The sequence below is a fragment of the Nocardia alba NBRC 108234 genome (assembly GCF_001612665.1).
Lineage (GTDB): Bacteria > Actinomycetota > Actinomycetes > Mycobacteriales > Mycobacteriaceae > Nocardia > Nocardia alba.
In genome coordinates this window covers 1-25202 of record NZ_BDAX01000015.1, presented here as the reverse complement: position 1 = coordinate 25202, position 25202 = coordinate 1, and the positions used below count along the sequence as shown (strand labels likewise).

The window sequence follows — 25202 nt, the reverse complement described above, 5'->3', positions numbered from 1 at the left end:
CAATCAATGATTCAATCGAGGGTAGAAACACCGTCATGTCGTCGACGCGGATTCTCACCGAGGTGTCCGTGACGGTCAGACGAGACCGCGCACGTCCCACACCAACACACCGTCCACCTGCGCGGCAGGCATGCCGAGCAGGTCGTCCACGGTGCGACGCAGGGCATCGGTGCTCTGCGCCAGCGGCAACACCACCACATCGGCACCCCAGTAACGCAGGTCCGAGATGGCTTGCTCACGCCGAGCGCGGTCGATGACCGGAACCAGATTGGACTTGCGGACCAGCATGAGCAGCACCGCGGTGGATCGCGGGTCGGAGCCGTAACCGGCCCCGCGGTCCGCGCCGATCGGGCCGACGAAATAGCCGCCGACGAGCGGGAAGGCGAAATCGGAGTCGATCTGCCACCGCAGCGCGATGGCGTCGCCCGAGGTGGGCGGCGGCACTATGACCACCGAGCCGTCCGAAACATACTGCCGCACAGTGCCATCGGCGAAGAACGCGGGCGTCGGGGGACGTTCGGTGATGGGCAGCATGGTCGGCGCGATGGGCAGCAGCGCGAAGGCCATGGCGCAGAACCAGGCAATGGGTCGCCGCATCGTGGCCGAGGTACGCAGCGATTCGATCGCCCGCTGGGTGCCAAGGACCAGGACTATCGCGATGGCCGGTATGGCGATCATGGCCAACCGTGATTCGATCATCCCGTTCAGTGGCGAGATCCATCCGAAGACGAACCACGGCATCGGAATCATGGAGTATTCGCCCTCACGGAAGCGCACGACGCCGTTGAAGGACAGCACAATGCCCATCGACAGTGTCGTGAACCCCACCCCGGCGATCACGGCGGCCCGCACGATGCGCTCACACCGCAGGTAGTACACGGCCACGGCGACGAGCAGCAGTAGCGGCCACCCGAAGTAGGTGTTGTCCTCGGTCGGGTTGATGCTCACGTCGGGGCCGAACGAGAACATGCTGCCCGCCGATTCCGGCGAGAACTGAACCAGCGAAATAATGTCGTTGCCGACCCGGCCGATCCCGACGAATCGATACGACTGCGGTCCGGCGAACTGCCACCACAGCCCGAAACCGGTGAGCGCCAGCGTGATCAGCGCCGCGAGCAGTATCGACGGGGCCGTCGCGCGCGCCGTGCGGGCGATCTCGCTCCAGCTGCCCAGGTAGGCAAGGGCGAAGACCGCGAAGCCGAGCGCGAAGATCAGCAGGGGCTCCTCACCCAGGGTGAGCTGCAAGGCGACCAGCAGTCCGAGCACGACAGCGGCGCATGGTTGCCATACCAGCCCGGTCCCCGCCGCGAGCTCCGCGTACCGCGCCATCTTGATGACCCGCACGGCGATGATCGGAAGCAACACCAGGAACACGAAATTCGCGTGCCCGTTGGTGTGCGCGATCATCGCGGGTGCGAATCCGCAGAACACACCGCCGACGGCAGCGGCGAGTTTCGAGGTCACCAGTTCGCGCGAGAACGCCCAGTACCAGGCGAATGCCGTGCCGGAGAGGCCGACCGTGAGCGCCGACACGAACGTGACGGTGGGCCCGAACAACAGGGTGACAGGCGTGAGCGGTACCCCCCACCCATACATGAGGGTGTTGGCCATCGTGTTCACACCGTCGGGATAATTCTGGAACTGTGTACTGAACGGACTCGCCAGGTGAGTGATGTTTCGCGCCGTAATGGCGTAGAACCACTCGTACAGCGTCTGGTCCTGATCGCTCTTACTCAGGTAGCCGCTTCGGGGGTTCGCCCACAGCCCGGCGAGGACGAAAAAAGCGAGCGACACATAACAACCGGCAACGACCAGATCGGTACGCGCCGCGCGTAGCCACCGCATCGGACTTCGCCGCGCCACAACGGTTTCCGCTACGGTTCGATCGATAGCTGCTATTGCGGATCGGCCCTCTTCGGTGCCGTCCGTTCCCCACCCTGAAACCACGCGCGAATCTCTCCCACCTCAAAGCCACAATCGGCCCGCTCACGATACTCGAGGTTTGACCGCGGCGAAAATGGGCAAGAAGAAAGACCCTCTCCGAGGGAGAGGGTCTTCGGTTTTCGCCACTACGGCAGCGCGTTTACCAACTGCTCGACCTCGACGCGCGGTCCGGTGAAGAACGGAATCTCTTCGCGCACATGCAGTCGCGCCTCGGTGGCCCGCAGGTCACGCATCAGATCCACGATCCGGTGCAGTTCGGGGGCCTCGAACGCGAGAATCCACTCGTAATCGCCCAGCGCCATCGAACTCACGGTGTTGGCGCGCACATCCGGGTACCCACGCGCCTCCTTGCCGTGGTCGGCGAGCATCTTGCGCCGCTCCTCGTCGGGCAGCAGGTACCACTCGTAGGATCGCACGAACGGGTAGACACAGATGTAGTTCCCCGCGTCCTCCCCCGCCAGGAAGGCCGGAATGTGGCTCTTGTTGAACTCCGCGGGCCGATGCACCGCCACATTGCTCCAGACCGGCGCACTCGCCCGGCCCAGTTCGGTCGTGCGACGGAAATCGGAGTACGCGGCCTGCAGATCCTCGACCCGCTCGGCATGGGTCCACAGCATGAAGTCGGCGTCGGCCCGCAGTCCCGCCACGTCGTAGATCCCGCGCAGCACCACGCCCTTGTCGGCGAGTCCATCGAAGAACGTCTGCGCCTGCTTGATCGCCTCGGCTCGGTCCTCACCGAGCACGCCCGGCTGAACCTGGAACACCGAGAACATCAGGTAGCGGATGGAGGAGTTGAGAGCCTGGTAGTCGAGTCGCGCCATGAATCTATGGTGCCACTGCGGCGTTTTCGCCCGCCGCTGGGGCTCGGTCCGCGACCGGCCTGCTCGCCCGCCACGGCGAGGACTCATCAGTTCCGAACACCGAGGTCACTGTGGTCACCTCGCCGTCGTGAAGTTCGACAGGCCCCAGATCAGGATCGAGAATCAGGCTCCGCGCACTGCGCTGCTCACCGGAAATGGTCACAGCGAGCGATCATGCACCACCGCTATCGCCGATAGCCGCGGACACGCCGCTGGTCAACCGGCGAAACCGTCCAGCCCGGTGAGTTCGCCTGATGTCGAGTTTCAGACCTGCGCGCCGAGGATCGCCAGGTCGTCGATCCCGCGGTAGTGGATGCCGATCATGCCGAGCGACTGCGCGGCGGTCACGTTCTCCGGCCGGTCGTCGATGAAGACACAGCGGTCAGGGGCGACACCGGCCGCCGCCGCGGCGATCTCGTAGATGCCGAGGTCCGGTTTCGCGACACCGACGACGGCGCTGCTGATCACGGTGTCGGCGAAACCGGTGAGGCGCATCCGCGCGAGATGGGAGTCGAGGTTGTCCATCGCGTTGGTGACCAGGATCAGCGGCATTCGTGTACGGACCGCCGCCAGTAGGTCCCTGACCTTCTCGTCGACCCAGAAGTCGACGGCGGCGAAGGCCTCGACCGCGCGGACGGCGTCGGGGTGGCCGCCGAGCGCCGCGGTGATCGAGGCCAGCCACTGTTCGGCGGTGACGCGCCCGAGGATGGCGGGGCGTATCTGCTCCGGGGCGAAGGCAGTGGCCAGTACCGGCAGGCCGTAGCGTTCCTCGAGCTCGCGCTGACCGTCATGGTCGAATCGGCGGAGCACGCCGTCCAGGTCACACAGCACCGCATCGAATTTCCGCATCATCCCAGTGTGCCTGTGCCAGTAAATGACTCACAAACCTCCCGCCACGCCACTGTCGACTACACACGACGCGGTCGGAACCGATCGATGCCGTGGAACACCCTGGGCCTCAGCACATCCGGTGGGCGAGCATCGGGGATCAGCGCTGCGTATTCTCGATGCACGCGGTAGCCACGCGTCGCGCGGCCGCGGTGCCCGAGGCGACACAAGCGGGGACACCGACACCGTGGAGGTACGCGCCCGCTACCGCGATGCCGTCGAGGTCGGCGATCGCCGATTCGAGCGCCGCGATCCGTTCGACGTGACCGGGAGCGTACTGCGGAAGACCACCCGGCCACCGTTGGACGACCACCTCGATCGGGGCGATCGGTATGCCGGTGACCGTGGACAGGTCCGCGACGGCCGCCGCGATGAGGTCTTCGTCGGTCCAAAAGAGCGGCTTGTCGTCACCGAGACGACCGAAGGAGGCCCGGACCAAGGCGACCTCCCGCTCGGCGAGGTGCGGCCATTTGCGGCTGGACAGGGTGAAAGCCTTGGCGCGCAAAGGTTCTCCGGTGGCGATGAGGATGCCGGAGTTATCCGGAAGTGGCGTTTCGCGCGGGAGGGCCATGGCGACGAGCGCCGAGGAGGACAGCTCGATACCGGCGGCGGCCCGCGCCGCGACGGGTGCGACGTGGTGCAGCAGGCGCGCGGTCACCGGCGCGGGCGTCGCGATGACCACGGCGTCGACGGCGCCGATCGGGTCGACCACCCAGCCACCGGGTGCGCGGGCCACGCGCGTCGCGGCCATGGTGGTGACGAAACGTGCCCCCGACGCCGCGGTCAGTGCGGCGATCAAGGCTCCGTAGCCGTCGCGCAGCCCGCCGAATACCGGGGCCGAGCTGGGCGCGGGCATCGCCGTACGAACCGCTTCGGTCAGACTCGACGCACCGTTGTCGAGCGCCGTGGCGAGGGTGGGTAACGCGGCGCAAATGCCGATGGAAGCGCTGATCCCCGCATACACCCCGCCCAGTAACGGATCGACACTGCGCTCGACGACCTGGCTGCCGAATCGGTCGCCCACCAGGGTTTGCACGTCGATATCGGCGCCCGGCTCCCAGTGCAGCGGGCGTTGCGGCTCGGTCGCGACCTGATCGAACGTCGCGTCGTCGACCAGTCCGCGCAGCGACTCGGCGTCGGAGGGAATCCCCATCAGGGTGCGACCGGGCAGCGGATGCGCCGACCCCTGCGCCCAGATCAGCGGTCGTTTACCGGCCGGGCGCACCAACTGGTCGTCCAGGCCGAGCTCGCTCATCAACTCGATCACCTCGGGCCTGCGCCCCACGAACGCTTCGGCACCGAGATCCACTGGTTCCCCGGCCAATTCGCGAGTGTGGAGCACACCGCCGACCCGCCCGCCCTGCTCCAGCACGACGATGTCAGCGTCCGCCCCGAGCCGCTGCCGCAACCGATACGCCGCGACGAGCCCGCTGATTCCGCCCCCGATAACCGCGATCCGCATACGTCGACCGTAGCCGTGCGGCACGGCGTCGTGTCAGCCCACCGGCTGTATCACCAGCGGCGTGGCCGAACCTACAGGGAGTGCACCAGCTCGACCAGCGCGGTCAGCACACCGGGATCGGTGTCGGGCAGCACGCCGTGGCCCAGGTTGAAGATGTGCCCGGTCGCGCCGAGCGTGATCGCCTCGTCCGCTTCGGCGAGGATCCGTCGCGTCTGCGCCTCGACCGCGTCGAAACCCGCGAACAGGATCGCGGGGTCCAGATTGCCCTGCAAGCCCTTCCCCGCACCGACTCGACGCACGGCATCGGTCAACGGCACCCGCCAGTCGACACCCACCACATCGGCACCGGCCTCACCCATGGCACCCAGCAGTTCACCGGTGCCGACGCCGAAGTGAATGCGCGGCACCCCTGCCGAAGCGACCTCGGCGAACACCCGCTCGGAATGCGGCAGCACGTACTCGCGGTAATCGGCCAGCGAGAGCGCGCCCGCCCAGGAATCGAACAATTGCACCGCGTCGACCCCGGCCGACAACTGGGCCTGCAGGAACGCGATGGTGATGTCGGTCAGGGCACCGAGCAGGGCGTGCCAGGTCTTCGGGTCGGCGTGCATCATCGCCTTGGTGCGCTCGTGCTGCTTGCTCGGCCCACCTTCCACCAGGTAGGAGGCGAGAGTGAACGGAGCGCCCGCGAAACCGATGAGTGGGGTGTCGCCGAGCGCGCCGGTGAGCAGCCGCACGCCTTCGGTGACCGCGCCGACCTCTTCGGGCCGCAGTCGCGGCAGCGCGCGCACGTCGGCTTCGGTGCGCACCGGCGAGGCGATGACCGGGCCGACACCGGGCACGATGTCGAGATCGATACCCGCGGCCTTGAGCGGAACGACGATGTCGGAGAACAGGATCGCCGCGTCGACGCCATGGCGGCGGATCGGCTGCATGGTGATCTCACACACCAGCTCCGGGTCGAAGCACGACTCGAGCATGCCGATGCCCTTGCGTAGTTCGCGGTACTCCGGCAGCGACCGGCCGGCCTGACGCATGAACCACACCGGGCGCCTGCTCGGCGTCGCGCCGGTGGCGGCGGCCAGGAAAGGGGCATCGGTCAACCGGCGGCGGGTGTAAGTGCTCATCGCCGTTCATCCTAGGCGTCGCACTCGCGCGAACATCACACCTATAGGGGTGTGGGACCGACCACACATCCGGCAAGTAGGTGGCCGTATGAGCTCTGCCGACTTCACCCTTGCACGGAGGTAAGGACTCCCGCCACGACAGACTCACGTCCGAACCACCGCGCTCGAGCGGTTCGCCGCCCGCCCAGCCACCGAACGCGCGGCCTTCCGTCGCATATCGCGCATCACACCCGCCCCGAGAATGCGCCCTGCGCAACAAGACCCGAACGCCACGCGCGCAGCGGCGCGCCTCCGACGACGGCGGGCGCCCACGGTCTACCGTTTCTCCTCGTGACACCGCTCGACATCCGCGACGGCGCCGCACCGACCGGGGGAACGCCCCGCGAGCCTGCTTCTTTCCGGGCGGCGGTCGATGCGATGGGCACCGCAACAGTGCACCCCCGAATCGAGCTGGCGCCTATCCGTCCCCCGCAACGGTTGGCGCCGTTCTCCTATGCGCTCGGAGCGGAGGTCACCCATCCCGACACCCCCGTGGTGCCCATCGACTCCGAGGGCGACGCGTTCGGCAGGCTGATCCTGCTGCACGACCCCGACGGCGACGAGGCCTGGAACGGCGTGTTCCGGCTCGTCGCCTACATCCAGGCCGACATCGACGCCGCACTGGCCGCCGACCCCCTGCTCCCCGAGGTGGCGTGGAGCTGGTTGGTCGACTCCCTCGAATCGCGCGGGGAACCGTTCACCGCCCTCGGCGGCACCGTCACCGCCACCAGTTCGGTCCGCTACGGCGATATCGCCGGCCCCCCGCGCGCGCACCAGCTGGAATTGCGCGCCTCGTGGACGGCCACGAGCACCGAGATGCGACGACACGTCGAAGCGTTCTGCGAGGTGCTGGCCTTCGCCGCCGGATTGCCGCCCGCCGGGGTCACCCATTTGCGACCGGAGTCCTATACCCGCACCGATCACCCTTGATCGCCACGTAGAGTTCACGTTTATGTCGGTCGCCGATGAACCCACCGCAGCAGAGCCCCTGCTCGCCCCCGCCGAGGGGGTTCCACCTGTGCTGGCGACCGCCGACGAGGTCGCCGCGGCGGCCAAAACCCTCGCCGCGGGCACCGGCCCGCTCGCCGTCGACGCCGAGCGCGCGTCCGGCTTCCGCTACTCGGCACGCGCGTACCTGATCCAGCTCCGCCGCGAGGGCGCGGGATCGTTCCTCATCGACCCGATTCCCGTCACCGACGCGCTGACCCCGCTGGCCGAGGCGATCAACGACCTCGAGTGGGTCCTGCACTCGGCCGACCAGGACCTGCCCGGCCTCGCCGAACTGGGCTTGCGCCCCACCCGCCTCTTCGACACCGAACTCGGCGGCCGCATCGCCGGCTACGAGCGCGTCGGCCTGGCCGCGATGGTCGAGAACCTGCTCGGCCGCTCCCTGCGCAAGGGCCACGGCGCCGCCGACTGGTCGAGCCGCCCGTTGCCCGACGAATGGCTCAACTACGCCGCCCTCGACGTCGAACTGCTCCTCGAACTCCGCGACACCGTCGCCGACGACCTCACCACCCAGGGCAAACTCGACTGGGCCGCAGAGGAATTCGAGCACGTCCGCACCATGGACCCGCCCACCCCGAAAGCCGATCGCTGGCGCCGCACCTCCGGCATCCACACCCTGCGCCGCACCCGCCAGCTGGCCATCGTGCGCGAACTGTGGACCACCCGCGACGAACTCGCCCGCGCTCGCGACGTCGCCCCCGCCCGCGTCCTACCCGACTCGGCCATCGTCACCGCCGCCACCGGCGAACCCCGCTCGATCGCCCAACTGCGCACCCTGCCCGTCTTCGGTGGCCCCCGCCAACGCCGCTACTCCCGCGACTGGCTGGCCGCCATCGAACGAGGCCGCGCCCTCCCCGACAAACAACTCCCCCCGCTCACCCTCCCCTTCGACGGCCCACCCCCCGTCAACCGCTGGGAACGCCGCGACCCCATCGCCGCCGCCCGCCTCACCACCGCCCGCGCCGCGATGGGCGAACTCTCCACCGAACACTCCATCCCGGTCGAGAACCTCCTCTCCCCCGACCTGGTCCGCCGTCTCTGCTGGGACGGCCTCCCCGACTACAAGAACGTCGGCACTCCCGAGGAGTTGTCCGCGAAGATCGAGGACTTCCTGCTCACCGGCGGTGCACGTTCGTGGCAGCGAACCCTCGCGGTGCCGGCGTTGACCAAGGCACTGACACCCGCAGCCGACTAGCCCGCAGCTACGGCCGATCAGAGGTCAGCGGGCAAGATCCGGAAAGCAGAGACTCCCGGGGTCAGTGGTTCGATTGCGCGAAAGTCGCGCTGATCCAGCGTGAACACCGTGTCGGTACGGAACTTGTCGGCGAGGACGACACCGACCGCATCGGCCAGATCCAATCGAAGCGCCTCATATTTGGCTCGGATCGTCTGCGCGGCGGACAGGTCGACATGTTTGAGTTCGGCCAGGCGATACCGCCCGTCGATCATGCGGGCCATCAACGCCTCGGTGACCTGCATCGCGGCGGAGAAGCCGAGGTCACGGTGTACGAGGTGGTCCAATTCCGTCAGGACCAGCGGCGAGATCACCAGCATTTCGGACTCCATGACCTCGACCGCCCGCGCATGTTCGACCTGGTCAGCATCGAACGCCGCGAAAAGCGCCGAGGTATCGGCAACGATGATCACCGACGCGCTGCCTGCTGCTTGATGTGGGCATACACGTCGTCGCCCATCTCGTCCGCAGACCGTGTGCGGCCGCTACGGAACACCGGCAGCGGCGCATCGCTCTTGGGTCGATCGGAGGAGTCGAGGAGCATCGCGATGCCGCGACGAATGAGCTCAGCCTTACTGACCCCCGTCGCCTGCGCCTCGGCATCGAGCCGAACCTCGAGCTCGTCCGGGAGGTACACGGTAGTCTTGATCATGCCACATATGGTACCACCCGACTGGCATCAAATCTTCAACAGAAAAACGCCCTTTCCTCGAGTTGAGGAGGTCGAATAGGCAGCACGCCCAAGGGTCCATCGACCATCCGATCTACAACTCAAACGCTTCCGTCGATCATTCAATTTCATGCGTTGAAGCTAACAGATGTTCGCCACAATTCGAACGAATCCATCTCCTTCTCCATCGCATTCAATACCTTATGACCCCCTTCAATGGCACCGACACCGTGGCGATGCAGAGATTCGACGCTATCACGGATAGCGCAAAGAAACTCTGGCAACGGAGTCGAATCAATCACCCTATTCCCGTGCCGGGTAGCTACACGACCCTTCTGAAGTGAAAACTCGACCACAAACATGGAACCAAAGCCTTCGAATCTCCCATTGCCTTTTCCACGACTGGCCAGCAAGCGAGCCTCAGAGAGGAGAGCAACAGCGGAGGGATACACCATCATGCGTTGATCAGGGTGCTCGAGACCACGAGTGGTAACCGACCCCGAGTTACCCAGTACTTCCAGGTCGCCCAACGAATATCCATCCTCCGGAAGGTCATCGCGGACCCTGAAAATGAACTCAACCATCATTTCTCCTGGTCACGAATCCTTGAATTCTTTTTCATGTTGCCGAGGCAATGAGCTCACACTCCTGCGACACCCCGATCGGTTTGACAAGACGAATGATCCAGTATGGGCAGCATCGCAGTTTCCGCAACACCTTCCACGTCTCTATGTAGCATATGCAGCGGCGGCCGAACGCGTCGTAGGTGTGGCCCGGTGAGGGTGGCGACTTCGGCGAGCTGGTCGAAGGCGTTGTGGCGGTAGTGCCAGATCGCGGGCTTGCGGGTCTCTTTCTCTCCGAATGAGGCGGCCGAGAAATCCGGGACGAAGGACTATGAATCGCCCCGGCGGGTCGGGAGACTTCATCTTCTGAGGAAGGATGAAGTTCGTGAGTTCGAAGAAGTACCCTCCGGAACTGCGTGAGCGGGCCGTCCGCATGGTTGCCGAGGTCCGCGACCAGCACGAGTCGGAATGGGCCGCGATCGGCGCGGTCGCCGACCTGCTCGGCGTCGGAACCGCCGAAACCGTCCGTAAGTGGGTCCGCCAAGACCAAGTCGATGCCGGCGCGCGGCCTGGGACGAGTCGGCGGAGTTGAAGCGGTTGCGGCGCGAGAACGCAGAACTCAAGCGCGCCAACGCGATCCTGAAAGCTGCGTCAGCTTTCTTCGCGGCCGAGATCGACCGGCCGCAACGCTGATCTGCAGGTTCGTCACCGAGCACCAAGGCCGCCGCGAGCACGGTGGCCCGCGGTGGGGTGTCGAGTCGATCTGCGCCGCGCTCGGTGATCTCGGCGTAAACTTTTCCACCTCAACCTATTACGAACAACGCAAACGAGCGGCCAGCACGCGGGAGCAACGCGACGAACAGTTGAAGCCGCAGATCGCGCGTGTCCACGGCGAGAATTTCGGCGTCTACGGTGCCCGGAAAGTATGGCTGCAGCTGAACAGGGAAGGCCATCGGGTGGCCCGCTGCACCGTCGAACGGTTGATGCGCGAGCTCGGCCTGCGGGGCGTGACCCGCGGCAGCACCAAACGCACGACCGTTGTGGATCCGGCCGCTGACCGGCCGCCGGATCTGGTGCAGCGGCGGTTCGCGCCGGCTGCGCCGAACCGGCTGTGGGTCGCCGACATTACCTATGTGTCGACCTGGTCGGGCTGGGTCTACGTGGCCTTCGTGATCGACGCCTACGCGCGAAGGATCCTGGGCTGGCGCACGTCCACGTCGATGACGACCGCGTTGGTGCTCGACGCGATCGAACACGCGATCTGGACCCGCGAACGAGCGGGATGGGACGTGAAAGATGTTGTCCACCATACAGATAGGGGATCTCAATACACGTCCATAGCCTTCAGTGAACGCCTTGCCGAGGCCGGGATCCAGCCCAGTGTCGGCGCGGCGGGATCGAGCTATGACAACGCGCTCGCCGAGACGATCAACGGGCTCTACAAGACCGAGTTGATCAAGCCGCGTGGCCCGTGGCGCACGGTCGATCACGTGGAATTCGCGACTGCGGAATGGGTCGACTGGTTCAACCGTCGCCGTCTCTACCGCTATTGCGGTGACATCCCACCAGCGGAGATGGAGGCCGCGCACTACGCTCAACACCCAGCCCAACACGCGGTTAGGCTGTCACACCGATAGGTCTCCGGACTCACCGGGACGATTCAGGTGGGATGGCGAGCCTTTCGAAGAATGGAGGGGATTCAGTGAGATTCGCTGGTGGGGGGATTTAGTTCTCAAGCGAAGCAAGCCAGCACTCGACTGGCTGGAGCCGTGGCTCGATCTGAATCGAATACGCACAGAAAGGGGAAACTGGATCTACTTTGGACACGCGAAGCCAGTAAAAGAACATCTCGCGCGCGACTGGATTCGATGGGCAATGGGCATCGCACAGGCGCAGTACAAAGTGACCAACGGTACACCTGTCGACAATCAAATAGCGACATACCTACTGCGATATATTCGTTACGAGTGATCGCGGATTCGTCATATGTGTCGAATTGATCCGTCCTTTTTCTCCCGCCTCACTGGCGCATACCTCGGTATCGCCCGCAGGAGATAACGCAGTCGCTTACATATTTGAACTGATCAGCACACCGATGGCTGGTCTTGACGGCGCGCGCTGAATCTGGCTCTGTACCACATTCGACGATCGGGGTTGATCATGTTGGGGTGCAGTGGATTCCTGTCGAAGGTGGGCAGTGTTCGGCGAGGGTGGCGCAGAGGTGTTGTGGCAGTAGTCGCCGCGACACCGAGACCGCAGATTGGAATCGGCTGGCCGCCGCGTGACGTCCGAATTCCAGACAAGTCGCTCAGACACCAGCCATTCAGGTCGATCGTGACCGGCCAGCTGGCCTGCTCGAGTTTCATCTGGAACAGGCCAGATCGACCATAGCGAAAGCATGTGACAAGCATCCGGCGGGGTTACAGATCCAGCCAAGGAAACTCGACCACCCCTTCGCTGATAACTGTCATGGCAAGCTGCGCTGTCTGCTGTAGCGTTGTGTCCGGGTCCACATGCAGTCCCTGTAGCTGCGCCTGGAGTATGTTCGAATGAGAAATTAGATGCTCAGCGGCAGGATGGGCAAACAAGGTCGCAGTCTTTTCGATCGCACGGATTTGCAGTGAGATCGTTGCCACCATCCCATCAACGATGCACGTTAAACCATCGGTGATGCGCTGCCGTTCAAAACTTTCAAATTCGCCTAAAATTATCGCTGATGAAAGGCGTCGAACAGCGATGGCGACCTGTTCAGCTTGCTGCCCAAAATTCAGTGACGCTTCCGCGTATAGAATAATCTCAACTGCATGCGGGTGAACAAACTTGCCGCTATTTGTGTCGATCTCCATCAATGTTTCGGCCAGGTCCAATGCGCTGCTTTTCAATACAATATCCGGCCGATCGACTTGTTTTATCTCCCATGTATCAATATCGGGAATGCCGTGCCGTGCCATTAGGACGGCAACGAGGTGATCGCGAAATGTTTCAATCGACAGTGGTCGAACATGCATCTGCATCGATTTCCTGAATCGACGCACGGAAAGCAGCTCGATACCGCTTGCTCCCATCCGGCGTTCTACCTGCATGTCCCAGGTCAGTAGATCGACAGGCGGTGGTTGCGAGTAGGTCCTATCGAATTCGTTCAATGCGATCTCGACGCCCGCGTTGAAGCCAGCTCCGGTTTCCATCGCACGTATCGCCGCGACGGCTAATTCCTCAGGTGAGGCGAGCTCACCATCGAGCGAGATGCACTGGTTGACCGTGTCCCAGTGGAACTGCGAATGGGCGATAGCGTTCCGCCATTGTCGATTTATGCACGACAGCAGCAGGATGCAACTGGGCTCCTCAATATTCGCGGACAATCGGTCCTCGATTGTTTTCAGCACTACATTTCGGTCTTGCCTTTCTCCCAGAAATCCAAGAACGCGGCGAGCGATGCGTCGGATATCGCCTTCGACGACTCGCTGGTAGAGATTGCATGCCGGATCCATCCGATCCTCGGAATCATCCGCGTTCTTGAATGCCGAAATTTCTCTCTGCACTTGACGATGGGTAGCGTAGTGTCCCGATTCCTCGTTGACGAGCTCCGCGATTATTTCGGCACAGTATGCGGGATCTTTAGCCAACGCTGCGAGTGTCAGATCGCGGCTGGCCATAGCGGCTTGATGGGCGGGCAGCACATGCGTGGTCGCCAGCAAAGCCGTTAAGTGGTGTCGTACCTCGAAGCTCAACTCTTGTCCCGGCTTCAGCAAATGGGGCACCTGTCGGCGCAGACGCGAGTCGAGCTCGTCGATCCGCTTGGTCCAAGCCACTCTCAGACGTGAAGGGAATGTGAAGCCGGAACCAGCTGGCAATTCTCCGGCGGACAACCCCATTGAACGTTGAAGACGCATCTCAACTGAGTCGTCTAGATCCAAAGTTGTGAGTTCGGTGAGCCTTTGGAGCGCCAGGGCGTATTCATCATGTAGCTCGCCCGACTTTTCCCAGTAGGCGCCATCCAGCCCCTCGATAAGGCAGCTGATCACGTTCTCAACGATGCTGCAAGCGAGCTGCTGCATGCTAGCGACGAGATCCAGACCCTCCGCTAGGTGCTCGGACGGCGGCACGAAGCGTCCGACCTCGAACAGCCTGGCTTGGAGCGTGTCGTGTGCCTCCCCAAGTTGCGTCAGTGCACGAAAAAGTTCGCGTCCGATCGTTGACGCGGGCTCGCAAACTACGCTGGCGACTTGGTCGACGGAGGTGTTCAGGTCGTCCCAGAAAAAGTCGACGCCGCTATCCATTGCAGCCCATTGCCATTGTCTAGACGTGCATAGCACAGTGGCTGGCAAAGTATGCGGCCGTGCAATAGCGTGCACTTTCTTAAGCCAAGCGTTGGTGCAACTCTTGGCGGCCGAACGCTGTTGTGGTCCAGTCATTTTAAGCGCATCGACTGTGCCAGATAGATTCACCATCCGAGTCTGACAGGTTCACCAGCGATGTCCACCATCCGCACCGAGAGGAGGGCCGCTGCACGGACGGGTGGACATGGTCACCTCATCGTTCAGCCCCAGTCTCTAGCCGATCCAGCACGGTTCATACACCACCTCCATGGACTCGCCACCGGGTGGTCACGCGCGGTGCATGAGGTGTCCACTAGCATGAGCGATTCAGGATCAGGACACTGCCCCAGGTCATCTGCGGAGGCGCAGTGGGTGAGCGGCAGTGTTTTCGACAGCAGGTCGCCCGCGTGGCAGTCGAGGATTCACGGCGGCGCGGACGTGCCAGAATCCTTGCCTCCGAGGTGTTGTACGTGATCTCTTGGAGCTCGTTCAGGTTGGCAAGTGTGGAGGAGTGGGTAGTGGTGAAGGAGAAGGGGGCAAAAAGCACGTATGGGGTGCCCTTGGAGCGGAGTGACTACCTCAAACTGAACCAGCACAGGCACTACTGCGAGCCGGAGGATTTCGACAAGTGGGTCCAGTCCGGATACGGCAAGGATAAGCGTCTGGCCGTTGACCTCTTCTCAGGTGCTGGGGGGCTGAGCCTAGGGCTGGAGCGGGCCGGATGGACCACCGCTGCGGCCGTGGACGTCGACCAACGGGCTCTTGAGACGCACGCGGCGAACTTCCCTGGGATGAGCCTGTGCCTCGATCTCGGGGATGACGTCCAGCGACACGAGTTCGTGCAGCGAATCCTGGATTCCGGCGCCGATATCGATCTCCTCGCCGGGGGTCCCCCCTGTCAGCCGTTCAGTCGCGCCGGACGCAGCAAAATTCGGCACTTGGTCGAATACCATAACCGGGCCTCACATGATCTCCGTAAGGAACTCTGGCGCGCCTATGTGGATGTGGTCGAGCACCTGTTTCCTCGTGCTGTACTCATGGAAAACGTACCGGATATGGGGCTAGGTGATGATTTCAGCGTGATCCGCATTATCGAGGATAAGCTGGAGAGCCTTGGTTACACTACGCAGGTACGTCTTGTGGATGCGTGGAATTATCGCGTACCGCAACACCGGAAGCGTCTGATCCTTCTTGCGCGGAGGGACGGTGGCAGTTTTGAGTGGGGCAAGTCCAAGAAGCAGACAACCCTTCATGAGGCGATCGGGGATCTCCCCGACCTCGATCCGCAACCCTTGCTGCCGCTGGGTGGCCGACTCTGTGAATACGACGAACAGCAGGATCCCAAGCCTTCTCCCTTCGCGAAGGAGATGCGCCGAAGAGCAACCAAGGGCGTAGTTCACGACCATATGACGCGACGGGTCCGCGAAGACGACTTCAGAATCTTCACTATCATGGACTCCAAAACCCTCTATTCCGAACTTGGCGAGATGCTGAAAGAGGACGAGAAGGAGTTTCAGCGGTACGATGCGGAGCAGTTCACGGATAAGTACAAGAAGCTGGACTGGGAGGAGTTAAGCCGCACCATCACGGCACACATCGCCAAGGATGGTTATTGGTACATTCATCCTAAAGAAGCGCGAACATTGACCGTTCGTGAAGCCGCAAGAATACAGACCTTCCCGGACCGATTCCGGTTCGCCGGTACACGGAGTGACGCCTTTCGTCAGATCGGCAACGCGGTTCCGCCTCTATTGGGCGAGGCTGCCGCTCGGGTGCTCTTGGTTCAGGATGTTCCCGCCGGAGACGAGGCCGTAGACAAATGGCCGAAACTGCGTGAGGAACTGACCCGTTGGGCCAAGGAACAGCGTGCTGGCAAACAGTGGTACCAGTTTCCCGGTGGCCGGAAGATGAAGCCGCTTGGAGCTCTTGTCATGGCGGTTCTCTCAGGAAGCAAGCTGCGGATGAAGCAGCTCTCCAATGTGATGGACATGGTCGCCGGGCATAGAGAACTGTCGCAGGACGTCTATATAGCCCTTAGGAACGCCGCGCCTACGGTCGCGCTATGCAAGCGCCTAGAGTCCCGCCTCGGCCCGGTCGTCGGTAAGCCCGAAGTCTGGGTGAACGCGGATTCGGTTCTCTCTCACAGCAAGGAGATGGGGCTCAAACCGGCGGAGCTGGCGTTGTTCAGGCTCCTGGCAGGCGGCGACATAATGCTGGTCAGCCAGAGCGCGCTGCGGGTCGCCGCGAGGGTTCAGCAGAATGAATCCCACCTGACCAACCGGCTGACGGAGGGTCGGCTCAACCTCATCAAGCTGCTCGGCGCTGGTCATGATGCACCGGTGCGCATGGCCGCCATCAGGTTTATCGGTGAGAACATGTGTCGCGACAAGCAGCCAATCTGCGGAAGTTGCCCGCTGAGCAACTACTGCCCGACCGGTTTGCAGGAGGACGAGGGGAGCGAGGCCGCTTCGACTTTGTGGTGACTACAGGCTGACCGGCCCGGTCGTAGCCTGCGGATCATTCACCCCCGATTGCGTGCACAACCTGATGTTCCCGTTTCTCGGAACTGGTTTGCTTGACTCTTGGTCACGGACTCATCAAAGGAGAGTGGTTCGTGCCGATGCGTTCTGCCGCGGAATTCCGTTGTAGGGACTGGGATCCAGTTGTTCGCAGCGATGACGCATCTCGGGGATGCCGCTGGTGAATACCGGCGATCCGGAACTGTTCGTCGAGGCCGAGTTTCGGGTACTCACGATGCAGAAGAAGCTGCACCGATGGGAGGTGCGGGCGAAATCCCGACCGAACAGGGCCAGAGCAGGAAACGACTACCGGCAACCCCACCTCCGAACGGCGCCCGCCGCGCGATCGCCTCACGTTCCTGACCACTGTCACGACGCTGCTGCTAGCGCAGTTACAGCGTCCACGTAGGCAACCTACGCCAGACGCGCCTTGTTCGGTACGATGCTCCGAACCGGGCATCTCTTCGGCTGGCGTACGGCGAGTATCGACGCTCTCGCCACACGAGACCCAAAGAGTCCTATCACTTTCCGCTCGCTACAGCACGCAGGCGAACGGCCACCCAGAACTAGCCGGGTACACCGGGTACGGAGCGTGAAGATGGACTTCGACGTCGCTGCTCCTGACCCTGCTGGCATGGTGGCGTCGCTTAGTTCGCTCGGCTACTCGCTTCCGGCCGCCGTCGCTGATTTGGTGGACAACAGTCTCTCGGCAGAGGCAAAGAACGTCGACGTCGATTTCACATGGGAAGGACAACGCTCCTGGATAGCCGTCGCGGACGACGGCAGGGGCATGACGGAACCTGAGCTTGTGATCGCCATGACGGTGGCGGCCCGTGGTCCGTCCGCCGAGCGCAGTGCCACGGATCTCGGCCGTTTCGGCGTGGGGCTGAAGTCTGCCTCCTTCTCCCAGTGCCGCAAACTTACTGTCGCCACGACCAGAGACGGAAGTTGGCACGCCCGCACATGGGACCTCGGCATTGTGGAGCAATACAAGGAGTGGCGACTTCTCCGGGACCCCGGAGACGCGACCACCTCCCTCCTACGTCGGATAACCGGAGACATGCAACATGGGACTGTCGTCCTGTGGGAGCAGCTCTCGGGCTACCACAGCACATTCGTGTCGAACGAAGACGAGAAGACGCAGGCCCAGTTCTATGCAGAGGCAGAACGCACCGAGGCCCACCTCGCGATGGTCTTCGCCCGATTTCTACAACGTCCGGCTCGATGCCGACTCCGAGTGCGCGGCTCCGAACTTTCCCCGTGGGACCCGTTTCTGTCTGCGCACGCGTCAGTACAGCGGATCCCCTGGGAGCCTTTACCGCTGGGATCGCAATCAGTGCGCGTGGAGCCCTTCGTCCTTCCGACGGCACAGCGGCTCTCGGCAGCCGAACACGAGTCGGCTGCCGGGCAAAAAGGATGGCTCGGGCAGCAGGGTTTCTACGTCTACCGCCGTGATCGCCTGATCTTGGCCGGTGGCTGGTTGGGGATCCGCGGCCTTCGGCGGGAGGAGAAATACAACCTTGCGCGGATAGCTGTAGACATCCCCGCAGAGGCCGACACCGATTGGGGCGTGGACGTACGCAAAGCGAGCGTCGTTCCACCCGTCTCCTTGCGGCGACATCTGGAGAGGATCGCCAACTACACGCGTGAGGCGGCAGCCCGCTCCGCGCGGCAGCGTGGTGAAGTCGTTTCACGGGCGCACGGCGCCCCCTTGAGGTTCGCCTGGAACGTGAAGCGCCAAGACGGTCGGATCATTCTGCGCATCAACAGAAATCACCCACTGGTCAAAGCAGCAATGGGCGACCGAGTCGGAAATCCCGACGTCGTTCGCTCGATGATTCGTCTACTTGAGGAGACGGTCCCTGTCATGGCGCTCCGTGTGCTACACGAGACCGACACGGTAGACGATCCCGAGCCCTTCGGCGGTCCGGGGCCAGCAGCTCCAGAGACCGTTGCCATCGCCCGTCACGTGTACGAGACGCTACTCGGACAGGGCCGCTCGCCCGAGGACGCCCGGGGTGTGCTCAGCTCGATGTCACCGTTCGACGAGCAACAAGGTTTCTGGAATTCCTGATCCGCCTGATAGTTTCCACTCCCTACCGCTCCGGCCACAGGAGGTTGACTTGAGCACCAACCCTGAAGACAACATCGAGAAGGCCGAGCAGACCGCGGTGATGCTCCTGCCAGGTGACCGCCAAGCGACGCCAGCCGAGGTGGATTTCGCTGTGAACACAGCAGTCAGCATCCTCGCTGCCCAGGGGATCACCGTGCAGCGGGACCAGGTCCGGAAGGTGCTCGAAGCCCGGGCCACCGTGTTCCAAGCAGATTCCTCGGCCATGAAGGATGACGAGGGACACGTTCCGTGGCTGGCCGATGCCAAAGCAGGCCGGACGTGGGACTTCTGGGACCGTTACCGACGCTACCTCCTCACTGTCTCCAAGCTCCCGCCCCAGGTTGTGCGCCGACTCAACCAAAGCACCGACGAGGTCCTCGGCGAGCTGGAAGATCCGCAGCGCGAAGGTGTCTGGCGCCGGACCGGGCTTGTGATCGGACAGGTCCAGTCCGGTAAGACGGGACAGTTCATCGGCCTTGCAGCGAAGGCGGCAGATGCCGGCTACCGGCTCATCGTGGTGTTCGCCGGGATCCATAACGACCTGCGCAGCCAGACACAGCTTCGTATCGACGAGGGGCTCCTCGGTTTCGACACCCAGTACCAGTTTCGCTCCGACGATGCCGCGCATCGTCATATCGGCGTGGGCGCCATGTCGCATGGCAAGCGACTGAAGGCCGCGTCGCTCACCACCAGCCACGAGCAGGGAGACTTTGCCCGCAAGACGGCGGTCTCCGCGAACGTGCCTGTGGGCAGTGTCCCAGTGGTCCTAGTGATCAAGAAGAACAGGCGGATCATTGACAACCTGCGGGACTGGGTGATCGACAACCACGGTGTAGAGGATGCGGAGACCGGCCGGAAGGTCGTTCCCGACTTGCCCTTGTTCGTAGTCGATGACGAAGCCGACAACGCCGGAGTGAACACCTCCAAGGACCCCGACACCAATCCGTCGGCGATCAACAAGGCCATCAGGCAGCTCATAAACAGCTTCACGAAGGCGTCTTACGTCGGCTATACCGCGACTCCCTTCGCGAACATCTACATCAGTCCCGATACCGACCATGATGAGCTGGGCCCCGACCTCTTCCCGGAAAGTTTTATACGCACACTGCGGGCCCCTTCGAACTACTTGGGTCCCGAGCGCCTCTTCGGCCTGCGAACCGATGGAGAAGAGGAGGACATTGAACCACTGCCGCTCGTAAGGCACATCAAGGACACCGATCTCTGGGTGCCAGATAAGCACAAGTCTTACCATGAAGTTCCCGACTTCCTGCCTGAGTCGCTGCAGCGGGCCATTCGGTCCTTCGTCCTCGCCTGCACGGCACGTCGCGCACGGCAGCAGATCGCCGTGCACAACTCCATGCTGGTGCACGTGACCCGCTTCACTGCCGTGCAGCAGCAAGTCCGCGAGCAGATCGATGCCTACGTGCGTCTGCTCTTCGACGTGCTACAAGACAGGTTCAGCAGTGCCCAGAATGAACTCAAGGAAGAGCTGCGGCAGCTCTGGGACGAGGACTTCATTCCCTGCACTGAGGACATGGTCGGGGGCAGACTCGACTGGGAGGACGTCGAACCCCATCTCCATGCCGCCATCGCAAAAATCACCGTTATGGCTGTCAACGGTGCCGCGAAAGATGCCCTCCAGTACTACGAGCGCCGGGAGACCGGCCTGTCGGTTATCGCGGTGGGCGGCGAGAAGCTCTCTCGCGGTCTAACCCTTGAAGGACTTTCTGTCAGCTACTACCTGCGGGCCTCCAAGACGTACGACACCCTTCTCCAGATGGGCCGCTGGTTCGGCTACCGTCCCCACTACGAGGACCTGTGCAGGCTGTACACGACCCGCACACTGCAGCGCCAGTACGCAGAGATCACCGCAGCCACCGACGAACTCCGGCGCGACGTCGAGGAGATGTCCGCAGTTGGACTAACCCCCCGCGAGTACGGCCTCAAGGTCAGGACCTCGTCGCTCGGCCTTGGCATCACGGCCTCCAACAAGATGAAAAAGGGCACACGTGTCCGCCTTAGCTACTCCGGCGAGCTTCCCGAGACGACCATCTTCAACCTCTCGGAAAAGGCGGTCCGCCACAACCACGAGCTTCTCGAATCGTTCGTCGCGCGCCTCGACTCGCTGTCTGCTGGGAAAGTGGATGACCGTAGCGGAAGCATCACGTGGACTGGCGTCGCCGCCTCGGATGTCACCGAGCGGTTCCTCGACTCTTATCTCACCGACCGGCAGGCTCGACGGGTTCGGCCAGCCTTCGTCGCAGAGTACATACGGCGGTGCGCCAAGCAGGGTGAGCTTGGCAACTGGACAGTCCGCCTAGCCAGTCGCTTACCTGAGGGGGCGCCGACCAAGATCGCGGGCCATTCCATCGGCCTCATCACGCGCAGCCACTCCAAATCCTCGGAGCCCGTCAGCGGCCGCTACACGATTAAGCGCGTACTCAGCCCGGCCGACGAGCTCTGCGACCTGACCGACGAGCAGAGGAATCGTGCGCTCACAGCGACGAAGGATGCCGCGGAGGGGAAGCTCAACAGGAAGGGCGAACCGCTGAACCCTGACTCCCCTCGAGGCCGACCTTTGCGACATCAGCGTAGCCCTGACCAGCCGTTGCTTCTGCTGTACCCCCTCAGTCCCACCGAGGTGGCCAAGTCGTCCCGGAACCCAGAGCCAGTCGCTCCGTTGGTCGGGTTCGCCATCAGTTTTCCGTTCTCCCGGCACCAGTTGGAGACCGAGTACGTGGTGAACGACATCTGGTTTCAGCAGGACATGGAGCTCGACGACCTCGAGGACGAAGAGTGATCGACGAGAGCGTGTGGCAGGAGCTAGAGGCCCACCAACAGATCGCGGGCAGATCCACTCGGCGGCTCCACCCCGATTCTCCACACGACATCCAGGTGTCGGTGACGCACCCTGCCCTCCGGCGGATGCTGTTGGTCGGGACAGACGCCAAGACTGCCGACACCGTACGTCAGGAAATCCATGAAATGCCGGTCACTCACGGCCTGCAGCTGAATCTGTCGTCGGTATCCGGCAATCACTACGAGCTCCAAGTGATGCTCACCGACGACGAACTCACCGAAGTCTTCACCCCGCTCGTCGTTGACATCGCAGACGTAGTGGTGGACGCGCCGACAACCGAGACAGCTGCAGAGGCCGCGGTGCGCCGCTATGTCCGGTGGCAGCAGTTGTTGCGTTCTGTGTTGCGCGACGGTCTGTCCCGACAAGCTCGGTGTGGTCTCTTCGGCGAGTTGCATTTCCTCTTGGAGTACATACTCCCCGCTGTGGACCAGCACACGGCCGTCAGCTCTTGGACCGGCCCCCGGCAGACGAACCAGGACTTCCAGTTGCCTGGTGTCGCGGTCGAAATAAAGGCGACCACCGCACGCGCTCCCCGGACGATCCAGATCGCGAGTGAGCGGCAACTCGACACCGCTGACTCAACACCCCTCACACTGGCTCACATCGTCCTAGACGACCGGCAAAGTGGATCCGGCAGGAGTCTGAACATTTTGGTGGATGAGATACGAGCCCGTCTGACCTCGCCGTCCGCCTCCCAGCGCTTCGAAGGTCTGCTCGTCCAAGCCGGCTACCTGCCCTCGCAGCGCGACCTCTATGACCACGACCGTTACACCCTTCGGCGCAGCGAGTTCTGGGCGGTCGGGGAAGGATTCCCTCGCATCGTCGAGGCCGAACTGCCGCCGGGTGTAAGTAACTGCACGTACACGATCGACGTGTCGGCACTGACCGCCTACAGCGTAACCGCCGAGACACTCGTCGACCTGATCCGAGGAACCGATGGCTGAGCTCGACCTCAACGACTACTGCCGTGCGTTGGTGACGGATATCCAGGCGCAGGCTGACGCCGAAGGCGGTTCGATCCCGAACACGTTCACACAGTACGTGCTCGAAATTCTCGCGGAGGCCGGAGTGGTCAGCGACGCAGCGCTCGCTTACCACTCATCCCGAGGGCTGGAAATCTACGGCTATGGCCTGCCCGACGATGGGTCCAGCCTTGATCTCTACACAACTGACTTCAACCTGACGCCCTTGAGCAGCAAGCTGACCAAGGCCGAGTCCGACAGGCTCTTCCGCAGGCTTCTCGCGTTCCTGGGCAAGCACGGAGCGATCCGAACCAGCCAAGAGGACAACACTGACGTGCATGACATGTGCGTCGGTGTTGGAAAGGCACTTGCGAACGTACCGAAGATTCGCCTGTTTCTTCTGAGTAACCGGGCCAGCACCACGACTGCCCCCGAGCCCGGGGAGTTCGAGGGGATCCCTGTTACGCACGAGCTCTGGGACCTTGCACGGCTCCACCGGCACGAGACCTCGGGGAGCATCGGTGAGCCGATCAAGGTGACCTTCGAGCGTCCCCTGCCCTGTTTGGCAGCGCACAGTGACGAACTGAACTACTCGGTAGTCTTGGCCGTCATTCCCGGTCGGCAACTTGCGGAACTGTACAAAGAGCACAGGACCCGGCTGCTCGAACTCAATGTTCGTTCCTTCCTGCAGACCCGCGGTGGCGTGAACAAAGGCATTCGCAATACCTTGTTGACGGATCCGAGACGTTTCCTGGCGTACAACAATGGTGTGACCGCTACGGCCTCGGACGTGGACTTCGAGACCGACAAGGACGGAACCCCTGTGGCGATCAGGAGCATGACCGGCCTCCAGATCGTCAATGGTGGCCAGACCACCGCCTCGCTGCACCACGTCCTGACTCGTGACGGGCGCGACTTAAACGATGTCCACGTGCAGATGAAACTCACCATCGTCGATCCGGCGCACCTTTCCGAGATCGTTCCGAAGATCTCCGAGTACTCCAACACTCAGAACAAGGTGACGCTGGTCGACTTCAGCTCGAATCACGACTTCCACGTCACCTTCGAGCGAGTCTCCCGCAGCCTTTGGGCTCCGGCGACCGACAGCAGCGGCCAAGAGACGCGATGGTTCTACGAGCGGGCGCGGGGACAGTACACGGACAAGTCCGCCGAGCACGAGACCCGTTCCGCGCAGCGCAAGTTCAAGCTGATCATGCCGAGCCGCCAGAGATTCAGCAAGTCCGACCTGGCCACTTTCGTACACTCCTGGGAACAACTCCCGTACTGGGTGTGTCGCGGCGCCCAAAAGAATTTTGCCCACTTCATGGAGCGGATCGAGAAGTCCGACCCCGTTGTGGACGTGCAGTACTGCAAGCGTGCAATAGCCACAGCCATCCTGTTCCGGCATGCTGATGGTATCGCCCGCGCACACTCCGCGGGCAGCCACAAACGGCTGATCACCACGTACTCGGTGGCCCGACTGTCACTCGCCGCCGAGAAACGGATCGACCTCGACAGAATCTGGAACGAGCAGGGCATTACGGACGCGCTCAGAGATGCCCTTGATGAGCTCTGTCCCCTGATCATGGAAACAGTGATCTCCGGCGACCGGCACGTGTCGGAATGGGCGAAGAAGCCGGACTGCTGGGACGAGGTGTCCCGTATCTCGTGGACACTCCCGGACGGGCTCGCAGCCGAGCTCACTGTTGACCCATTCGAGATCGCCTCACCTGCGAGCACGGAGTCCGACGAGGCCGAAGCCGCCGTCGAAGAAATCCCGAGCGAGGAGTGGCAAACTCTCGCAGACTGGGCTCGTGAAGGCCGGGCGCTGCTGGCCGGGGAGAGACAGCTCGCCGAGCGTGTCGCACAGCGTCTATCCCGGGGGCGGCGGGTCACCGAGATCCAGGCCAGGCAGGCGATGGGCGTTTACGAGAAAGCGCTGCTCTATGGATTCCAGCCCACGCCCGACCACGAGGCTGAATGAGTGCGGCAGTCACTACAACCGGATTCCGCTACGGCCTTCGTCCACGAAGGCCGTTGATCGCGTCTTCTGCCCGTGACAGGACCCCGCAAGCGGATGACCACGTCGCTAGCGGAGGTCTCGACCCGAGAAGAACACGGTTTCGGGGCAGCCCTGCTCTGATGGATTCGACACGTCCGAGCGTCACATCGGACCCCGGTTCAGCTCGAAAGGTCGTGGGCAGCCGTCGCGCCGACGAGTCCTGACCTGTCAACGCTGGCGGTGGTTCCTACTCACAGCGGGGTGGGTAATGATGAGGAAATGACGCAAACGCCTACCGGATACGTCGCCGTCGGACAGCCGTGGACAGTGGTGACCCGATGACCGATAGCGCTGAAAAACGCGCGCGTGAGGCTCGTATCGCGGCGTACGAGGCCGAACTGGCCCGTACGTACTCGCCGGAGTTGGACTCATTGTCCAGTCGCCTGTACGCGGTCGGTCAGATCACCAACACCGGGGGTGGTTGTACCGCGATTTCCGCGGTGATCGGCTGACCAGGCTGTTTGTGGGGCGGGCGGGGCTCGAACCCGCGACCAATGGAGTCGCCAACCCGACCGAGAACACCAACTCCGCCGCCCACACCGCGAGACGACCCACCGTCTGAGCAACCAAGTCCC

Annotated in this window: 17 protein-coding genes and 1 pseudogene; 9 read left to right on the top strand and 9 right to left on the bottom strand. The window is 63.0% G+C overall.

Translation table 11 applies throughout. The features are described from left to right. Window positions 1-75: 75 nt before the first annotated feature. From NA12_RS17265 to hemE, 5 genes are all read right to left on the bottom strand, one after another. Window positions 76-1794 carry a glycosyl transferase gene (locus tag NA12_RS17265; RefSeq protein ID WP_243654961.1) on the bottom strand — a complete coding sequence of 573 codons (1719 nt, stop codon included), beginning with the start codon at window positions 1792-1794 and terminating at the stop codon, window positions 76-78. Window positions 1795-2069: 275 nt separating this feature from the next. Beyond that, window positions 2070-2765 carry a hydrogen peroxide-dependent heme synthase gene (hemQ, locus tag NA12_RS17260; protein WP_067451799.1) on the bottom strand — a complete coding sequence of 232 codons (696 nt, stop codon included), beginning with the start codon at window positions 2763-2765 and terminating at the stop codon, window positions 2070-2072. Between the two features lie 303 nt (window positions 2766-3068). Continuing rightward, a complete protein-coding gene (locus NA12_RS17255; protein ID WP_207905623.1) occupies window positions 3069-3653 on the bottom strand; it encodes an HAD family hydrolase in 585 nt (194 codons plus the stop codon). A 139-nt stretch (window positions 3654-3792) separates the two neighbouring features. Then, on the bottom strand, window positions 3793-5154 hold the full coding sequence (locus NA12_RS17250) for a protoporphyrinogen oxidase (protein ID WP_067451793.1): 1362 nt from the start codon (window positions 5152-5154) through the stop codon (window positions 3793-3795). A 71-nt stretch (window positions 5155-5225) separates the two neighbouring features. Further along, complete coding sequence (gene hemE, locus NA12_RS17245) at window positions 5226-6281, bottom strand: uroporphyrinogen decarboxylase (RefSeq protein ID WP_067451790.1); 1056 nt, start codon at window positions 6279-6281, stop codon at window positions 5226-5228. A 417-nt stretch (window positions 6282-6698) separates the two neighbouring features. Between hemE and NA12_RS17240 the strand changes: the two genes are divergently transcribed. Together NA12_RS17240 and NA12_RS17235 are read left to right on the top strand one after the other, a co-directional pair. Beyond that, window positions 6699-7250, top strand: coding sequence for a DUF3000 domain-containing protein (locus NA12_RS17240; RefSeq protein ID WP_067451787.1), 552 nt, complete (start codon window positions 6699-6701; stop codon window positions 7248-7250). A 22-nt stretch (window positions 7251-7272) separates the two neighbouring features. After that, on the top strand, window positions 7273-8523 hold the full coding sequence (locus tag NA12_RS17235; protein ID WP_067451784.1) for a ribonuclease D: 1251 nt from the start codon (window positions 7273-7275) through the stop codon (window positions 8521-8523). 17 nt (window positions 8524-8540) lie between these two features. On the opposite strand, the gene NA12_RS17230 is transcribed toward NA12_RS17235, so the two are convergent. From NA12_RS17230 to NA12_RS33695, 3 genes are all read right to left on the bottom strand, one after another. Next, entirely contained in the window at window positions 8541-8975 is a 435-nt protein-coding gene (locus NA12_RS17230; protein ID WP_067451780.1) for a PIN domain-containing protein, read from the bottom strand. Further along, window positions 8972-9214: a ribbon-helix-helix domain-containing protein gene (locus NA12_RS17225; protein ID WP_067451777.1), complete on the bottom strand. Its 243-nt coding sequence runs from the start codon at window positions 9212-9214 to the stop codon at window positions 8972-8974. The genes NA12_RS17230 and NA12_RS17225 overlap by 4 nt, the downstream gene beginning before the upstream one ends. A gap of 146 nt (window positions 9215-9360) precedes the next feature. Beyond that, window positions 9361-9816, bottom strand: coding sequence for a hypothetical protein (locus NA12_RS33695; protein WP_132369975.1), 456 nt, complete (start codon window positions 9814-9816; stop codon window positions 9361-9363). A gap of 355 nt (window positions 9817-10171) precedes the next feature. Between NA12_RS33695 and NA12_RS17215 the strand changes: the two are divergent. Continuing rightward, window positions 10172-11432, top strand: a pseudogene (locus NA12_RS17215) (IS3 family transposase). 783 nt (window positions 11433-12215) lie between these two features. Here NA12_RS17215 and NA12_RS17210 read toward each other — a convergent pair. After that, the gene (locus NA12_RS17210) at window positions 12216-14072 is read right to left on the bottom strand and encodes a hypothetical protein (protein WP_067451775.1); all 1857 of its coding nucleotides are present in this window, start codon (window positions 14070-14072) and stop codon (window positions 12216-12218) included. A gap of 557 nt (window positions 14073-14629) precedes the next feature. Between NA12_RS17210 and NA12_RS17205 the strand changes: the two genes are divergently transcribed. The 6 genes from NA12_RS17205 (at window position 14630) to NA12_RS33690 (ending at window position 25079) form a co-directional block, all read left to right on the top strand. Further along, window positions 14630-16594 carry a DNA cytosine methyltransferase gene (locus tag NA12_RS17205; protein ID WP_207905622.1) on the top strand — a complete coding sequence of 655 codons (1965 nt, stop codon included), beginning with the start codon at window positions 14630-14632 and terminating at the stop codon, window positions 16592-16594. 634 nt (window positions 16595-17228) lie between these two features. After that, window positions 17229-18704: an ATP-binding protein gene (locus tag NA12_RS17200; protein WP_067452009.1), complete on the top strand. Its 1476-nt coding sequence runs from the start codon at window positions 17229-17231 to the stop codon at window positions 18702-18704. A 49-nt stretch (window positions 18705-18753) separates the two neighbouring features. Continuing rightward, window positions 18754-21543, top strand: a complete 2790-nt coding sequence (locus NA12_RS17195; protein WP_067451772.1) for a Z1 domain-containing protein — start codon at window positions 18754-18756, stop codon at window positions 21541-21543. Then, window positions 21540-22547: a PD-(D/E)XK motif protein gene (locus tag NA12_RS17190; protein ID WP_067451769.1), complete on the top strand. Its 1008-nt coding sequence runs from the start codon at window positions 21540-21542 to the stop codon at window positions 22545-22547. Before NA12_RS17195 ends, NA12_RS17190 begins: the two co-directional genes overlap by 4 nt. Then, the gene (locus NA12_RS17185; protein ID WP_067451766.1) at window positions 22540-24549 is read left to right on the top strand and encodes an AIPR family protein; all 2010 of its coding nucleotides are present in this window, start codon (window positions 22540-22542) and stop codon (window positions 24547-24549) included. Before NA12_RS17190 ends, NA12_RS17185 begins: the two co-directional genes overlap by 8 nt. A 356-nt stretch (window positions 24550-24905) precedes the next feature. Continuing rightward, window positions 24906-25079, top strand: coding sequence for a hypothetical protein (locus NA12_RS33690; RefSeq protein ID WP_157106396.1), 174 nt, complete (start codon window positions 24906-24908; stop codon window positions 25077-25079). Window positions 25080-25202: the final 123 nt, after the last annotated feature.

Bases quoted from the DNA above. Each gene is read 5' to 3' on its own strand.
- NA12_RS17250 (WP_067451793.1), bottom strand. From the start codon at position 5,154: ATGCGGATCGCGGTTATCGGGGGCGGAATCAGCGGGCTCGTCGCGGCG.
- NA12_RS17225 (WP_067451777.1), bottom strand. From the start codon at position 9,214: ATGATCAAGACTACCGTGTACCTCCCGGACGAGCTCGAGGTTCGGCTC.
- NA12_RS33695 (WP_132369975.1), bottom strand. From the start codon at position 9,816: ATGGTTGAGTTCATTTTCAGGGTCCGCGATGACCTTCCGGAGGATGGA.
- hemE (WP_067451790.1), bottom strand. From the start codon at position 6,281: ATGAGCACTTACACCCGCCGCCGGTTGACCGATGCCCCTTTCCTGGCC.
- NA12_RS17210 (WP_067451775.1), bottom strand. From the start codon at position 14,072: ATGGATAGCGGCGTCGACTTTTTCTGGGACGACCTGAACACCTCCGTC.
- NA12_RS17185 (WP_067451766.1), top strand. From the start codon at position 22,540: ATGGCTGAGCTCGACCTCAACGACTACTGCCGTGCGTTGGTGACGGAT.
- NA12_RS17255 (WP_207905623.1), bottom strand. From the start codon at position 3,653: ATGCGGAAATTCGATGCGGTGCTGTGTGACCTGGACGGCGTGCTCCGC.
- NA12_RS17200 (WP_067452009.1), top strand. From the start codon at position 17,229: ATGGACTTCGACGTCGCTGCTCCTGACCCTGCTGGCATGGTGGCGTCG.
- hemQ (WP_067451799.1), bottom strand. From the start codon at position 2,765: ATGGCGCGACTCGACTACCAGGCTCTCAACTCCTCCATCCGCTACCTG.
- NA12_RS17240 (WP_067451787.1), top strand. From the start codon at position 6,699: ATGGGCACCGCAACAGTGCACCCCCGAATCGAGCTGGCGCCTATCCGT.
- NA12_RS33690 (WP_157106396.1), top strand. From the start codon at position 24,906: ATGACCGATAGCGCTGAAAAACGCGCGCGTGAGGCTCGTATCGCGGCG.
- NA12_RS17235 (WP_067451784.1), top strand. From the start codon at position 7,273: ATGTCGGTCGCCGATGAACCCACCGCAGCAGAGCCCCTGCTCGCCCCC.